At 46.2% G+C, this 16730-nt stretch carries 9 protein-coding genes; all 9 read right to left on the bottom strand.

The window, feature by feature from the left end; all coding sequences use genetic code 11:
- Positions 1-5: 5 nt before the first annotated feature.
- A complete protein-coding gene (locus H582_RS0104700) occupies positions 6-440 on the bottom strand; it encodes a hypothetical protein (RefSeq protein WP_028597600.1) in 435 nt (144 codons plus the stop codon).
- 24 nt (positions 441-464) lie between these two features.
- Positions 465-2504, bottom strand: coding sequence for a hypothetical protein (locus tag H582_RS0104695; protein WP_028597599.1), 2040 nt, complete (start codon positions 2502-2504; stop codon positions 465-467).
- Positions 2501-3877 (bottom strand): phospholipase D-like domain-containing protein, encoded by a 1377-nt coding sequence (locus H582_RS0104690; RefSeq protein ID WP_028597598.1) that lies wholly within the window; start codon positions 3875-3877, stop codon positions 2501-2503. The genes H582_RS0104695 and H582_RS0104690 overlap by 4 nt, the downstream gene beginning before the upstream one ends.
- Positions 3874-6957, bottom strand: a complete 3084-nt coding sequence (locus H582_RS0104685) for a DEAD/DEAH box helicase (RefSeq protein ID WP_164820093.1) — start codon at positions 6955-6957, stop codon at positions 3874-3876. Before H582_RS0104685 ends, H582_RS0104690 begins: the two co-directional genes overlap by 4 nt.
- 317 nt (positions 6958-7274) lie before the next feature.
- On the bottom strand, positions 7275-8615 hold the full coding sequence (locus H582_RS30700; protein ID WP_084136603.1) for a 5-methylcytosine restriction system specificity protein McrC: 1341 nt from the start codon (positions 8613-8615) through the stop codon (positions 7275-7277).
- Positions 8612-10405, bottom strand: a complete 1794-nt coding sequence (locus H582_RS0104680; protein ID WP_028597596.1) for an McrB family protein — start codon at positions 10403-10405, stop codon at positions 8612-8614. The genes H582_RS30700 and H582_RS0104680 overlap by 4 nt, the downstream gene beginning before the upstream one ends.
- A 14-nt stretch (positions 10406-10419) precedes the next feature.
- A complete protein-coding gene (locus tag H582_RS31590) occupies positions 10420-11085 on the bottom strand; it encodes a hypothetical protein (RefSeq protein WP_038694511.1) in 666 nt (221 codons plus the stop codon).
- Positions 11086-11139: 54 nt separating this feature from the next.
- Positions 11140-13668: a DEAD/DEAH box helicase gene (locus tag H582_RS30695; RefSeq protein ID WP_228030105.1), complete on the bottom strand. Its 2529-nt coding sequence runs from the start codon at positions 13666-13668 to the stop codon at positions 11140-11142.
- A 224-nt stretch (positions 13669-13892) separates the two neighbouring features.
- Entirely contained in the window at positions 13893-16577 is a 2685-nt protein-coding gene (locus H582_RS0104660) for a DEAD/DEAH box helicase (protein WP_084136594.1), read from the bottom strand.
- Between the last annotated feature and the right edge of the window lie 153 nt (positions 16578-16730).

Raw genomic sequence — 16730 nt, 5'->3', positions numbered from 1 at the left:
CTGTCTTAGATTTTTGCAAGTTCCGCCAAAAATTCGTCAAGCTCTTCATCACTTCTTTCTTTATAAACGTAAAGCTTTGCTCTGCACAGCACAGAACCGTCCCGCATGCTTCGAATCCCAAGCTCCGACAGACGAAATTCAACGTTGTGACCATCAAGGTCCGGAATTGTATTCTCTAGTTCAAACATTCGAGGATTCCGATGAACCTGCTCTCGTAGATGCTTCCCATCCCAACGATCGGGGAACCATTCCCAGCCCTCTCCTTTCTTACAGAAAAAAGCTTCAAGTTCCTGCGAGATTTCGGGCAACATTCTAGTGGCGTCCTCCAGACGGAGCAAATATTGTCCGCTAAGCCGCTGAAGAGCGGCTACCTGTTCATTCGTAAAACCGAGCTCGTACTTCCTTTTTCGTTGGAAATATCTTTTGATAGAAGCAAACATCTTTGTGTCCCCCCTGTCGGAATTTTATAGATTGAATAAGCCGTTAAATATATCGTCCAGCTTTTCTTCGTTTTCAATCTCCCCGCGTACGACAGAGCGAACCAAGACACGACTGTTCTTCATCAGCAAGCCTGGTTCCACGAGCTCGTAACGAAAAGTAATACCGGACATTTCACTTAAAGCAGTCTCCAGCTCAAAACGTTCTGGGTGCTGACGAACCATACTTTGCAGCTGCTCCGAAGACAGGGCTCTCCCATCGTGATCGGTTCCGATTATGCTGCAACCGAATGCTCTCAACACTTCCTGAACAGGCCATATCTGATCTCCCCTACAAGCGTAAAGATCCATCAACAACTCCTCCAGCCCGGCGTCAGACAAGTAATGAGCTCCAATAGCCTCTAAGCCCTGTAAAGGAAGCTTGTCCCAAGATTGTTTCAGGTGGTGGAGCATATCGTTCTGAACCTGCGGCTCGAACACCCAGTCCTTGATGTAAGCTGCGTCTCCCCCGTGGCATCCGTACAAAGCGAGCCACCGTATATCTTCTCGAAAGGCGGGTACGTACTCGAATGCATATTGCCAGTACCGGCAATATATTACGTTCAAGCTGCTTCGGTCCCTCTTGTACCAGTGAACCTCCAAAAAACTTGTCAATATTCGCTGCAGCAGTTCCTCATTGTTATTTACGAATTCTATAGGGCCCAGCATCCCTCTCAGGTTGCGAGGTTCGATGACAAACAGCCATTCCAGTTCTCCCTGCTCTATCAAGCCGCTTCGAATAAAGGAAGGGGATTTCCCTACCGTCTCCCCTATTCGCCCCGCTAATCTATTGAGGATAAGCTCCACTTGCCGGTCGCCGGAAATCGCCTTTTGAACAAGCCGATAGGCCGTTTTACGATGCGAGGTAAAAGCGTCCTCCCATGGAAATTCATCCTTCACAAGCAAACTAGTGAATGCTGCGGCAAACATCTCGCCCAAGATCGCATCGGATGCCAAATATTCCAGCAATCCTGTATCTGTATGAAAATACCTGACGAAGCCCTCTACATCGTCGATCTCCTGCAGTGTAAGCCGCTTCTCCAGTATCTCCACGAAACGATCGTAATGCGCCATCAATCCTAACATGCTCAACACTTTCATGCTTACTCCGAGCGCTCTTTCACTTCGGGGCGATTTAGTATCGAGTGCATCGTCTTGCGGATTCCTCCACCGAATATAAAGCTCAATCGCCTCCAATACCTTCTCAATAGAATTGTCATATACAGTCAGGAACGGTATAGCAAACGTTAGCTTCGCAAGCTTAGAATAGTCAATGCCAACTAGACTTGATTGTACATGGTAATGATATTTTAAGCTTTTCACCACCAAATCCGCCTGGGACTTCAACCACTTTGCTAAGTCGTCCTCACCATCCGGCAGCGACCAATCTGGTTGTCTCAACACTTCGAGCTCGATTAACTTGCTTGGCCGCTCTGGTTCAACTCTTTCACTGGGACCATATCGGCGGTTGCTCCTCCACTCTTCAAATCCCAACAGGAATTTATCCAGATTTTTCCGTGCTTGTTGAACCTTTTTATTCTCCGATTGGGAAATTTTATTTGCAATGTATGTCTCTATCCCAGTCTTGATCTCAGCATATGGGAATTCAGCCTCAGCTTGCTGTGCCCCCCATAACCATGCCTGCCATGTCTTCAGTCGATCAATAAACAGGTTCCAATCGTCCGGATATCGGCTGTGGACCCGAGTGAGTGAGCGATGAAAATTGGCTAACGTATGCTCAGACTTAGAATTGGACACCGACTCATAAAACACAATATGCGGAATGAGGTGATGAAACAGCGCCTCCTCCCATGGTGCCTTCTTCCACTTTTTTATTTCTATCGACATTTCGCCACCATCGAAAATCTGCCGTTTCTCAAGCTCAGTCGGAGCTGATACGAGCCACTCCAGACAATCAAATGAAGCTTCTTTGATAAGAAGTTTGATCGTGTCTCCAGAACTGCGCCCACCTGCCCCATCAGCTTGCACTATCTTTTTCAGAGCCTCTATTGTTAATCGCTCCGTCACTGACTCCCGCCTTCTTTCTTATCAAACCTTCTGCGCACTCGCTCGACTAGCTGTAGCACCACATCCCGAATACCAACATAGAGGCTGGTCTCGGCGACAAACCCGCGCTTACGGTCCCCTCTGAAGGAGAGCCAGTTATAGCTGCCGACGATGGCGAATTTATCGTCACAAATTAGTATTTTCTCGTGGGTATCTCCCAGCCGGACCGCATGGAATCGATTGGAGGCCAGTTTTTCTTTGAGCTGCTTAACAGCTTTCTCCGTTCGCTTGCCCTTATATTCCTCATCATGCGGGTAGCCATATCCGATCCAGAGATGGCCGCCCCTTCTCAGAAACGATTTCATCACTGGGAATAATTCATCGATTACCTCGTTGGAAACCCATGGACTGACGATGTACACGGTATGCTCCGCATTCTCCAGTGCTTCCTGCATCTTAGCAAAATGCTCAGTCGTAGTAAGAGGGTATACAGCCCCGTTAACTTCAGGTCGATCTTCCAGCTTCGGTACATCGAAAGCTGTCCACAGCTCCTTCAGCGCCTTTTCCTCCTCATATGGTCCGGTTGTCCCAGACTGATGCGGCAGTGGCAATTCATCGCGAATAGAAGCTGGAAGCTCCGTCATCTCCCAGATCTCTACACCGCTTTCAGCCATCTGGGCCAAGGGCCCGGAATATTCTGGGGCATAATGATGCCGGTCAAACACTTGGAAAATAAATTTCCCTTCCTCCGTTCGATACACCAACAGTCGCAACCTTTGATATTCGGTATACACATTGCCTGGAATGCCGACGATATCATCGAGCTCGGTCTTCTCGTTTTGCTGGTAACGATTTTTATAGTCTTTATACAGTTCCTTAAGTTCTGAGAAATGCTGCGATACCTCATACAAAGTCGGAGCAGGCACATATGGTCTTAGAGTATTTCCTGAATCCGCTCGCAGCGCATAAGATCCGATGGAGTGTAGATGATGCCATTTGCCTGAAATCGCATCCAGTTTTACTGTAAAAATCTCTTCCCTGGTCGTAACGATTCGGTCCAGCTCCAGCGCTTCCAGACCTTTCGGGTTTATTTTGTAAATGCGGCCGGTCAAGGTTGGAACTTCGATGATATAAGAAAGTGCGGATAATTCGCCCAGGCATTTGCGCAGTTCCCCCAGCGGCACACCGAAAAAGTCTGCCAGATCAGTCTCCTCATGAAACTCCTCTTTAATCAACCGCAGCACAAATTGCGCTAGCAGGCTCATACCTCTCTTGCCCCGCACGCGTATAGCCAGCTCCATCCGGTAAACGGGAAAATCTTTCTCATAGAAGGCAACCAAACGCGCCCCGGGGATCGCAAACTCTTGCTGCTGCGCGAGATCCAGCAATTTCATGGCTGCAACTCCTTCCAGGAACGAATCGCTGCATCGCGATCGGTTGCTATGTAGTCGTAAATCCCTCGGACGATGTGCTGAGGGGTTAATCCTCTTGCCATCTCCGTACTTCCGATCATAACGAGCAGCTCCCTCGCGCGGGAGAGGGCAACGTTCATTCTTCGCTCATCCCTTAGAAAGCCAAGATTGCGTTCACTGTTATTCCTCACCATACTGTATAGTACGAGGTCAGCTTCTCGTCCTTGGAATGCATCCACAGTGTCAACCTCTACCTCTAGATGCTCCAGCTTTAATACATCAATCGCTTCGCGCAGTTTATTTCGCTGCGGCATATATCCCGTAATAACGGCCACTGATTTTCGCGTTCCCGTATCTCCCAGACACTTATCTAAATTCAGCAATGCGTTTTGAACAGCATTGACCTCAGCTAGATTGAAATAGGATGTGCCCAGCTGCTTTTCCGCAGCCTGCTGATGATCATCCGTACGAATCCAGGTTATCGGCTTCCAGTCGTGAATTCCCGACGCCCTTTCTTCTTCGGTACAACCCGGCATCAATGGCGTATCCGAGTAGAATAGCGCGGATACCATTCGTGCAATCGCGGGATGCATCCGGTATTGCGTCTGAAGGGTAGCTCGACTGTCCGTATGGATTCGCTTGAACAAATCTTCGAACAAGCTGACTTTCAGCGAGTTAATTTTCAACTTATCCTCTCCGGCTTCATCCAAGAACCGGTCAATAACCGGCGGAAGCTGCTTGTGGTCGCCTACAAAGACGACCTTCTTGCCGTTGATACTTGGGAGAAGCGATTCCGGCGGCGTTGCTCTCCCTGCTTCATCGATAATGACCCAATCGAACGACAAATCCCATTGGTACAAAGGATAGCTTCCCATACAAGTAGCACCGATCAAGGTCGGAGATTGAGCCAGAAACAACGGCTTCATCTCATCCTCTTTGCCGAACATCGTCTTCCAATCGTTATAAATGTCCAATACACGGTTATAGCGGGCCGGATCCTGGATTCGATCCATAATGGACCATATTTTACCGTCCACATTATCCTCCAGATGCTCGACCCAACGCTGAAGAGCCGGATCGATCGTCCACTGTTGTACACTCTCTCCGATCTTTTCATTCCCAATCCGCACAGCAATAGGCGCTTGGCGGAATTCATGCGCATGCTGTTCGACAATCTTCATAAATTTAGAGAAGGCATGATCGATGGCCACATTGGACTGCGATGCCAGCAAAATGCGGGCCTTCGGCTCACGGCGATAAATTTGCAACATGAGTTCCGTAATCCATGTCGTTTTGCCCGTGCCGGGCGGTCCTTGCAGTAAAAAGATCGATTCGGCACCCAGAGCGGCCTGAAGCGCGAGTTTCTGATCTTGGTTTACATTTTGATACGTGCTTATAGTAGAAGCCGGATATGTATTCGCATGTGCGGGCTCTACTAAATGCTCTAGAAGCAATCGGTTGATTTTGCGCCCCATCCTGAATTGCTGCAGCACTTGACGCTGCCGATTCAGCTGAATTTTTTCCCGCTGCGTGTTTTCGCATAAGTCGCCAAGCTCGGGAAGCTCTTCAGAGCCGTAATCTCTTACGGTTTCCAAATAAACCTTATTGCCTTCCTGTCGGATGTAACGGCCTGCCGGGTGCTGAGCTTTGTCGGTGACGAACATCATTTCCGTTCCTGCCGCGAAAGATAGTTGCCGTTCGACCAGAAGCTGAACCTCCAGCACTGAACCATCTTCAATCAGCCTCCATTCACGGTATGCGTACCGCTTATCATCCGCATTCAGCCGCTCTAGCTGCAGGCGTAAAACATCCTCCCATTGGTCAAACACTTCTCTTGTCTGCCGGTTCTGAGCCCGTTTCGAATTCGACATAATCGACTCGCTCTTAATATACTCCAGCAGAGAAATTCCTGATGTTTTTGAATCGGATCGTCTATCAAAGGTCCATCCACCGCGAAACCTCTTAGCGCGTTCCTTAGCCCTCTCTCTCTCGAAAGGTGATTTTTCACCGCAGTCTTGAATGATCAAATCCGGCCCGCCTTGTTTGCCCGCATTCACTTGAAAGATCCACTCATAAGTCGATCCAATAACATAAAGAAGCATCCTTCGGTTCTGTGAATCGAATCGACTGTACAAGTAAGATTCAGGCGCTGCATCGGTCCCAAACCGCTGCTCCCACTCCTCGCGAGACAGATCAGAGCGCTGCAACAGACCGGCCGATTCATCCGCGTGCCAGCCTACTGTCCAGACGACCTCGTCCATCTTCTGGGATAAATAGCGGTTGGCCATCTCGAGAATGACGGAAAGTGGTGTTTCCTTTACGGAATCCCACAAAGCCGATAAGATGGTGAACAACCCGGAATCGCACTCCGATTCATAAGCATGCAGTGCCTGGTCCGAATCAGGTATCGACTTTCCCGGAAACACCAGTGTAAAGAGAAAACAGCCTGACGCATAACGATCGTCTGACGCACTTCGATACGATTTTTTCATAGAAGTCCTCGTGGTGTAGTCAGCGCAGCAGCTCCAATCTTCTTCCAACGAGAAAAATTGCTTCATTCGCCATTGCTGTATACCAGGGAAAATATAATTGGCCGTTCCGCCTTTTTCCGCCAACTCGATCCATACATCCTCAGGACAGAGCCGCCCATGATAAGATAAAATGCCGTGGATTTGTGCTATATGCTCAACGAGATCCATCCAGATGCGAATCCTCTTGGATAAATCTAATCTCAAGATGTCAGGATAGGCCTGATCCCATCGTCGAAATTGTGATGGCTTCTCCACTGCTACAAAATAAGAGGAGACTCCCTCATCAATCCTATGCTGCCCGTAAGAGAGAAGTGAAAGAGCACCTACTTGTTCAAGGCGCTTCAGCATATCCATCTGGATATAGAAATCATTCCAAGCTACATCTTCATTCAATGAAGCATCCAGTCGGTATTGATACACTAAAGCTGATTTGCCAGAAGGATTGTGCAATACCTCGCTAAAAGTAAAGCGTGGGTTGAGCTCAAGTAAAGCAGTTACATTGCATTGGTCAAGCCAACCATTGTTTACCATGTAAATCCTCCAGTTTACTTTCATTTTTTGTATTTAAGACAAAACGGTTACCCTTGGGTAACCGTCATCCCATCTAATACAGTCGATTCTAATGATATAATAAACCATTAGTCTATTCGACAAAAAAAATAATAATTCCTTCTGGATCGGAATAATATGTCTTTACGTCCTCTGTTACAAAGTCTCGTATGGTTATGAACTTTCTGATATCAGTGGCTATAAGGTACTGGATCAGTCCAAACAAACACGCTTTATCGTAACCAGGATGTACAGGGTATCAAAATTGTGCCTTTCATTTTTCGCCCTCCTCTTCACTACTAATTCCCCAGCAATTCTCGAACTCCCATGCAGAATTGCTCTTCTGATGGGGTCAGCCCGTTATCCGAATCCTCTTCGCCTAATTCACCATTAACCCCATAAAAATAAAGATTGCTTTTCAGTTGAGATGAGAACCACGGATTCCCTTGTTGATATCGCCGAATTTCAGCATCTTTTTCATCCGGATAAACCAGAAAACCCGGAGCCGAATACCCCTGATCGGAGAAAGCATCCATGTACGCATGAATCTGGTACAAATCATTCCGTTCCAAACCCGTTGGTTTTGATAAACTTACAAAAGTGTGCTTATATTTTGCATCGACTACCGCTAGCACTTGTTTCGAAGATGGCCTCCGTATAATAAAATCCGGCTTTAGAGCAGCTAGCTTCTTGCCGTTTCCGTTTACAAATAAGTGGCCAACGGCTTCTCTAACTCGTCCAGTATGAATCACTTCTACCCCTGCTAGAGCATTTCTTAGAAGATGATAAACATAAAGCTCCCAAATTTCGGCCATATCCAGAAGGGTTCCTGTTACTTCTTGGGCACCGTTCGAAGAGACCCCGAATGATTTTTGTTGCAAAATCCTCAAAGTCAAATCAACAACTGGGCGATAGGATTCCAGGATGGGGGTATATTTAATTTTGGGAATTTTATAAATGGTCTTATAGTTTCTACATCCTTCGGATTGGAGTAAAAGGCCAATGATTTCCCTTCCTCTGTCGGACAACCAGTTATGTGCATTTCGATGCCCCAGTTCCTTTTTAATTCTTCGATAACCGTTGCTGAGTATGTACGCAATGTCAGGATGAACAACCTTGGACCTGGATAGACTTGCAAGTCGATTCGTTCCCTTGCCTATCTCTAGAGCCGTTTCCATAACTTTCATACGACCGCGTAGAGATGGAGCCTTCAGTGTTTCTTCCATTCGAGTATACGGTAACCCATGCTTGGCTCCACGGATAAGCTGCTCACCCCAAATTCGGGCTATTAGCTCCCACAGCCACATATTCGCATTACGATAGGAGCCCTTACTCTGAATCATTCGCACTCCCCATATAGTGCTAATCCAGCGGTGAAAAGAGCTTTCATAACGTGGTGTTATACGCAGGGTTCTCCCCATATATTGGATCTCTCCAACATACCTTCCGGCATACCAGCGTCCGTGGCGAAATTCAATTACCGGCTCATCATCCGATTTGTCAGTGAGACGAATTGTGAACAGTTCTTTATCGAGATAAAGGCACAAATTCTGCAACCATATCTTCTCATCATCATTTATTAATCCGATCTCAGATAAGTCATTTGCAATGATTTCTGTTCTTCCTTGTGCGGACTTCATACCTTCCCCCACAGGAAAGTGCTTTTCGCTTGTTCCATAAATTGCTTTCCATTGTATAAATCGGCCCCGGATAAATACTGCTCCAATAACGGAGCCAACGAATAATTCCACAAAGCAGTTACAGGCCCACGAGCTTGCTTATTCCGGTTCCATAGTACTTGCTGAACGCCCGGTTGTGAATAAATATACTTCTGGGCAAATGAAACCACGTCACTGAAATAGGTATGACCAATGACATAAAGCGGTCCCATATGTTCATGCCCAGCTATTAAATGATTCAACTGGACGCAACGGTCCGCTAGAAGTTCAAATTCATCCTCCACACGGTTCCATTTACGAGGTTTTCCATACTTCTGTGGCCAACGTTCCCATTTTCCCTTCAGTAGAGTGACTAGATCATTACGATCGAATCCTCGGAAAAACCAGAGAAATCTACGGCGAAGCGCAAAATCGACTTGTTCCAGCGATTGGTCAATCAAATTCATAGTTCCAATAATATATAGATTCTCAGGTACAGTTAGCGCATATGGTTGGCCATCTTGACCGGCAAGCAGCACAGCACTTTCACGATCCTCCATTAAGGAAAAGCACTCTCCCAACACCTTGCTGAGATCCGCACGGTTCATTTCATCGAGAATGAGGACATAAGGCAAGCCTTTACCGATTCCGGCTTCCGCTGCTTCAATTTCCTCTAAGACCTGTAGTAACACGCCTTTTTTATAAACGGTCCGATTCTGTTCAAGCTGCATCCCCCGTATAAAATCTTCGTATCCATAGCCCGGATGGAATTGTACACGGCGAATCCTCCGCTCTACTAGCTTGTTCACATCCTCTTGCTTTTTAAAGAATTCCCCCGCTCCCCACAGGCGTAAAGTCTCTTGGCGAATAAACTGTCCGGCTAATTGCTTTGCTTCATGAGTTTTCCCGGTTCCCGGAGGTCCATACAAAACAATCTGCTTCTTGATTTGCAGCCCTTGAATGGGTAGAACCTCCGAATCATGGTCACTATAATCCCAACATTCAACGAGTGGACTTCGATAGAAATCAAGATCCTTTTCTCCAAGAATGTCTTCGAGCTTTGTTCTAATAGCCAGGATGCGATCATCAATATCTTCAGGCACGGAGTCTTCATCCAGAATTTCCAGGAAGGCCTCAACAATCTGTTGCTTATGACCCTGACTCGCCATTCTTTCATATTGATCAGGGTATAGGAGGTGCAAAATAATATGTCGGGATAGCGGGTTCGTGTCCTCCTTTATAGTATCGAGCATATTTCGTACCTTGATATGGTCGGATAAAAACATAATCCGGTCATTTTCAGGTTTCTGCAGAACCGCATCTGCGAACATAGCTATATAACGTATTTCATAATAACGTCTTGTATTGTAGGCGATACCCGGTCCGCCTATGCCAGGCTCCAATGCTGTCAGCGCCTCATTCTGATCGTCCAATGTAAGTCCGGCAAATGATGCAATCGTATTCAGAAGTTCTTTTTTTCTTCGAAATGTAATCGTGGAGGGAAACAGCAAGTAGAGATAGACGAGTTCGCATGCAAGCTGAACAACCTCTTGCTTCTGACCCTTCAGTTGCCCTTGCAGTTTGTTCTCAAAGATCTCTGATGATTCATCTACATTCTCTATAAAGCAAGCTTTAAATGCATTCAAATTCGCTGTGGTCCAAATTTGCTCAGACGGCCAAAGCAATGATGTGCCATCAATGAGACTCTTCCCTTTCCATTGATCTGCATACCGATAAACGGCGGTGGTATCCCATTCTTTAAATTGTGCCATGAATTTCATCCTCACTATTGTTGATTTTTAAATAAATGCCATACATCGCGATAATATATCTCTTCCAAATCATTTATAATCTGTGGCCGGTGGGTTGGAATCTGAGGGCACGGATGATAGTAGTAATATCCTGACTTTTGTTTGGGGTGCTCCTTTCCAAAGCAAGGGACGCCCGAGGTCTGAATTAATGAGACCCATTTGTCTTTAATTTGGACAAAAGGATGCCAATGTCTTTTGTGCTTTTTCACTCCCCAACCTAGGAGAACCCATGGATGTTGTTTCAGCTCGACCAATTCAATCAATGACTCATCGAATTGAAATTCCTCTCTTGCAACAAGTTCCACGTATTGCTCTATTGCATCTTGATCGTCTGTATTTTGCAGCCAGAACAAATTATATATCTGAAACTGCCCCTCTAGGGATTGTCCAAAAATTCGTTCCAATAACGTGGCCAATTGAATCATGGTTGGATCAGGAATAACTTGGCCATGTGCCTTTCCATCTGCTAATAAACGAGAGTATACTTCAGGAGCGACTTTTTCCAACGTGGCTGACCCCGGGTTAAGTAGTACACAACATCCTAAAGATTTCGTTGAGTCTCCCCACTGAAGATGGGCGGATGTACGATATATATGTTCACCTCTTTTGAGAAACTGGCCATAAGCCCGGAATTTATCCATATTCCTCACTCCTTGGGGTTAATGTGCCGCGACTAAGATGGCTTTAAGCTCCCTTTATCCGAAAGATTTTCGTAAATGGTTGATTACCAACAAAGCCCCAACCTTATGCAGCGGCTCATTCTGTTTTTCACAATGAAATAACTGAATGCACGATGGACAGCCGTCTGAACAACCACAGCTGCTAATGATCTGTTGGGCTTTATCCAAGAGAACCCCGAACTTTTCCGCAACAACCTCGACGATACCCGAACCGCCTCCTGCTTGGCTGTCGTAGAAGAACATCCCGGGCATTCCAAACAAGGCCGAGCCAGAATAAAAAGAGGTGTGCTGAAAATCAGCCATACTACACCTTACAACAGCCGGTATCGCAGATGCTATGGCATGTTCAACGGCATGAAGGCTTCCCTCAACCAGGGTCTCCAAGTCAATGGATTCGCGATTCTGCACATCCTTGAGCAGACCTCTAAGTTCATTCCTTCCTTGGTGGTCCCACATCAGCCAAAATGCCTCTGTTTGGAAACTGACAGGGTATGTGTTTGTTAATTGTACGGTTTCGAGAGGCATTGCGCCGTGATTATAGATTTTTTTGTAGCCAAATGTGCTTCGTTTTACGATGATGCTTCCAAGATTGGATTTGATCGCCGCGTCACTTATCAGAGGATTGGTAACATCATGGATTTCAATGCTATCACGAACAATTCCGCGAGTATGATAATCCGTTCTTACTGGCTCTACAACCACTTTGCGTTGCTTGTTATTGACCCACTTGACCTTATAGAAGGTACGATTGTCAGGTCCCAGAAATACGGCGTCTACATGATAATCTCGAATCAAGGAACGTCCGTCCACACTTTGAAATAGGATGTCCTCATTCCACCCGTTCTTGGTTACAACCGTATAGGTATCGCCCATAGTGAACAAAGTTTGATACCGGGGTGTTTCTCCTTGATAGTGTAGTTTCCCTTCAATCTGCTGCCACTGGTCGCTTGCTTCCGCAACCACCTTGCGAAGCGCCGAAGAGCGAACATAATTCATAGCATTCGTCAACGTCCCTCCCAGTTCGTGAGCCGCGTATGCGAGATGCTCCTTTAATAGCTTGGGATTCGTTGTATTGATCGCCGCAGATTCAGGCGAAAGCGTAAAGAATTCTTCAGGGTTGCGGGCAAAGTATTGCTGCAATGGCTCTTCCTGAAGCATCATAATCACCACACCGTCTCTGCTGCGTCCCACTCGTCCAGCCTGCTGCCAAAAGGAAGCCTGGGAGCCAGGGTATCCGAGTAAGATACATACATCCAGACACTTCACATCAATTCCGACCTCTAGGGCGCTAGTAGTGACCACTCCAAGGATCTCGCCTTGCTCAAGTTTTTGTATGGTTCGTTCTTTAACTTCTTGCGTGAGGTATGCATGGTACGGCAGAAAAAACTCATGTGGTTCGTCTGCCGAAAGCCCGCCATGATCATGAAGGTGGCTGCGCAGTATCATGTTTATTTCACGACTTAAAAGCTGGGCTTGCTGGCGGTTGCTTGTGAAAATGATACTTCTCGGCCATCTTCCATCCTTGTAGATCGTGCGCAGAATCTCATAGAGATCGGAAACAACGGCCCTTTTCTTTTGCTCAACGTCTGATAAGCCCGGATTCCACATCAAAATCGCTTTCTTCTTTACTGGCGCTTGTACTCCCGATATTTCATGAAATCCTTTCATTCCACGCATTCCTGTTAATTCTTCAGCTAGATACTTTGGATTAGCAATTGTAGCCGAGCAGGCAATAAACTGGACGTTTTTATTTCCCAACCTGTCACATAACATTCTTAATCTGCGAAGGACCAAAGAAACCTTTGAACCTAACAAGCCTGAGTATTGATGCAGCTCATCAATGACGACAAACCGAAGATTTTGCAGAAAGCGCAACAGTTGGGGGCCTTTTCCCTTAGGCGAACCTGCACCTTGAAGAATTAAATGCAGATAGTGTACGTTGGTCAGCCAATAGCGCCCCTCAGAGAACACGAAGCTAGATGCCTGATCTTTTCTCATATGCTCTGGAACGTTACGTTGCCCGTGGAGAACCCCAACGGATAATTGCTGTCCATTAACAGAGAATCGAGAAAATCCATTAAGCGAGATTTGATTCCCCTGCTCTTCTACATCATCAGCCCATTTTTTCAAGTGAGCGTACTGGTCCTCGACTAATGCCTTGAACGGGGCCAAATAAAGCGCACAGGCATTCGGATCAGCAACCAATTTTTCGATGATGGGAACATTGTACGCCAATGATTTTCCAGATGCGGTTTTCGTGCAGAGAACGACATTTCTGCCTTCACGGATGTTCTGTATAGCTTCCCCTTGATGCTCATACAGTTTATTAATCCCCAGAGAATGAAGCTTCCGCTGCAGCCAACTGGGCATAAGGATTTGGTCAGCATAAGCGCCTTGGTTGGCGTCAATTTGATGCACGTGGACGTCACTTCGAATACGAGTTCCGAGTTCGAGCAAATTCTGGACGAGTTTTTCACTATCGAATACATGTTGAACAGGAAGTCTTCGGTCTGTGAGCAATTCCATTTCTTCCGGTGTCAGCATGTCGTCCAAGATTGAATGTCTATCATGTGAACAATAAACGCCGGATGGTTTGTTTATATAGGACTCCGTATCGGGTTCAAGGGAGCGCCATTCTGAAACTCGAATCCCGTTTGCCCGTTGATGGATCTTACGGTAATAGCCCTTTGGATCCGCCTTATAGCTGATTTGAATGAAGTCCCCGTAAGGTCTTTGGCCTCCGCAAGCGGAACAGATTACAGGCATTCTTAATCGTTCCCTTCTATCAAAATCTTCAGCAGCATTTTGGCTCCAGGTTTGAACAATTCAATATTCCCTTTACCTGGGAGCTGCACGCAGCTAGGACATCCTTCGGCACAAGGGCAGCTCTCAATAAGTTCAAGAGCCTTTCGAAGCACTTGCGGAAGTTTCTCATAGATCGCTTCGATGGTCCCGAGACCGGACCCGTTCTCGCCATAGAAGCCGATAACAGGTCTATTGGCAAAAGCCGTCATCCCGCTCGCCGAAAACCCTGTAAAATCATTAGCGTCGCAGATAATGAGGTCAGGAATAACCGAAGTCATAGCGTGACCTGCAGCGTGAAGGGAAGCTTCAGCCAATAAGTCGATGGATCTGCCCTCATCCGCTAACTCCTGAATGCCATTTTTCAATTGGCTCCATTGAGAATCCGTTAGTGTAACCCACATTCCTTCCGGAGTGAATCGGGTGACGGACGGATGATCCAATTGAACCTGCTCAGACTCATGCTTCTGTCCGAAGTAAACTTTTTTATAACCGAAGACACTCCGCTTAATCTCCAGTTCACCATAAGCCATATCGATTCCTTCGATGTGTTGCTTCTGATAAGTCTGCATAATATCGATGATATCGCGATAAGTAGATTGAGTGTAATAGGTTAGTTCCTGAATAGGCAATACAATAATTTCACCTTTTCTGCGATTGATAGAGTCTACTCGATAGCCTTTCTCTCCAGGAGTCCAATAGATCGCGCCTTCATAAAAATCACGAAGAGCACTCCACTCATCCAAACTGTCTACTATCGTTTGATTTTGTCCCCGAATGGTTACGCTGTAATTTTTACCAGACATTGATCGAAGACTAAACTTGTCATCAACGGTCGCCTCATCGTTAGCTGTTGCAGCTACTTGCAGTACAGTCTCAATATAATCTTCGAGTAATCCAGGAAACATGTCCTGCAAGTCTTCCTTCGTGACTTCTCTCCCGAGCTCTTCTCTTAGTAACGGGATGTGCATGGCTAACAACTTGTAATTTGTTGGATTAATCCTAACTACCTCGGGAGCTTTATGGATAAATTCAAGCGGGTTACGCATGTAATACTGCTGAAGCGGTTCATCCTGCCAGATCAGTATGGCAACACCCTCGCCTTTGCGGCCAACACGTCCGATCTGTTGGGAGAAAGCCGCTTTCGATCCGGGATAACCAACAAGAACGGCAAGACTCAAATCACCGATATCAATCCCGACTTCAAGGGCATTGGTAGTAATAATGACATGAATGTCGTGGGACTTGAGTCTCTCAATAATCCGTTTCCGAGTATCATTCGGCAGTATTCCGGTATAAAATGCCGCGAGTTTTTCTCCTTCCACTTTCTCTTTTGGTAGTCGGAGAGGCTGGCGCAAGACGTCTTTGATATAACGGGTAAATACCATAGTCTGACTGCGAGAAGGTTGAAAAATGATGCTCTTAATCACTTTCTGATCAACAGTCATGATCTGTTTCGCCATCGTAATGGCATCGGTAGAAGGCGCGCGGCGGACTTGTTCATCGGCTGACATACCGGGATTCCAGAGGACGATCCCCTTTTTCTGATGGGCGGAACCATCTGTATTGATGAGGGTGAATCCGCTAAGACCTGTAAGATCCTCTGCTAATCTAATAGGATTTTCAATCGTTGCTGAGCTCGTAATAATCTGGATGTTGTGAGTATTACCAAGTTCTCGACAAACCTTAAGCAGGCGTCTGAGTACCAATGCGACATGACTTCCGAATGTACCTCGGTACATATGCATCTCATCAAGCACGATAAATTTGAGGTTCCGCAGATAATTTCGAATGTGGTGCGCGGTCGCATACTTCACCTTCTGAACTTGCCCGAGAATGGAGTAATGAATCATATCCGGATTCGTCATCCATACCTGTGCTTTTTCCATGATTCGCTGCCGCGGCCCATTCTCGGTATCCCCATCCAGCCGGCCAATATGAATCAGACGATCTCCCAAATGCAACTGGGTCTCAAACCACTCATCCAGGGAAGAAGGATTCTCCGCCTGTTGTAAGCCAAAACGCCTAATTTGATCTAACTGATCATTTGCTAACGCTTTTGTTGGAAATATGTATAACGCACGTTCTTCGGGATGGTTATATAAACGACTAAGAATCGGCAGGTTATAGGACAACGTCTTTCCGGATGACGTTGAAGTGACCAAGACAACATTAGAACCAGAATGGACTGCATCGGCCGTTTCTGCTTGGTGTGAATATAACTGCTTAATTCCCATTCGATATAAGGCGTCCTTAATGGGCTCCGGTGTAGATTCAGGAATATTTGCAAAAGTTGCCTCTTTGGCAGGAAGTGTATGTACATAAATCTCAGCGGCCTCTTCCTCGCCCAACTTCTTCAGCTTATCCAGTACATCTTCTGATGAAAATTCATGACTTACGACGCCAGGAATTCGGTTATCCTCACATAGTACAAATTCTTCTTTCTCTAGAGGAACGATAGCAAAACAAGACGGACAGTAAATTCCTTCTGCGAATCCTCGGAGGTTTTCAATTACGGGAGTCCAGTCTGAGCATTTAATCCCGGTTGGCGAATATTCAAGTAATCGTTGCTCCCCAACTTGGCTGATTTTATTGGAAATTTGAATTGCCTTTAGCATATTGGTGCATTCCGAGCATTTCAGAAATGCCATTACCTAATCCCTCCATCGCTAATGTCTGTTGATCCTATTTAAACATAATGATTAGACAATAGGTTGTCATCGAATATACGTTCCTGTGGAATAAAATCCCTTTATTGATAATTCGACAATATAGGCAATAAGTCCTGTGGAAATACAAAAAAA

This window comes from Paenibacillus pasadenensis DSM 19293, from assembly GCF_000422485.1.
GTDB lineage: Bacteria > Bacillota > Bacilli > Paenibacillales > Paenibacillaceae > Paenibacillus_O > Paenibacillus_O pasadenensis.
This window is presented reverse-complemented; position numbering and strand designations above follow the sequence as displayed.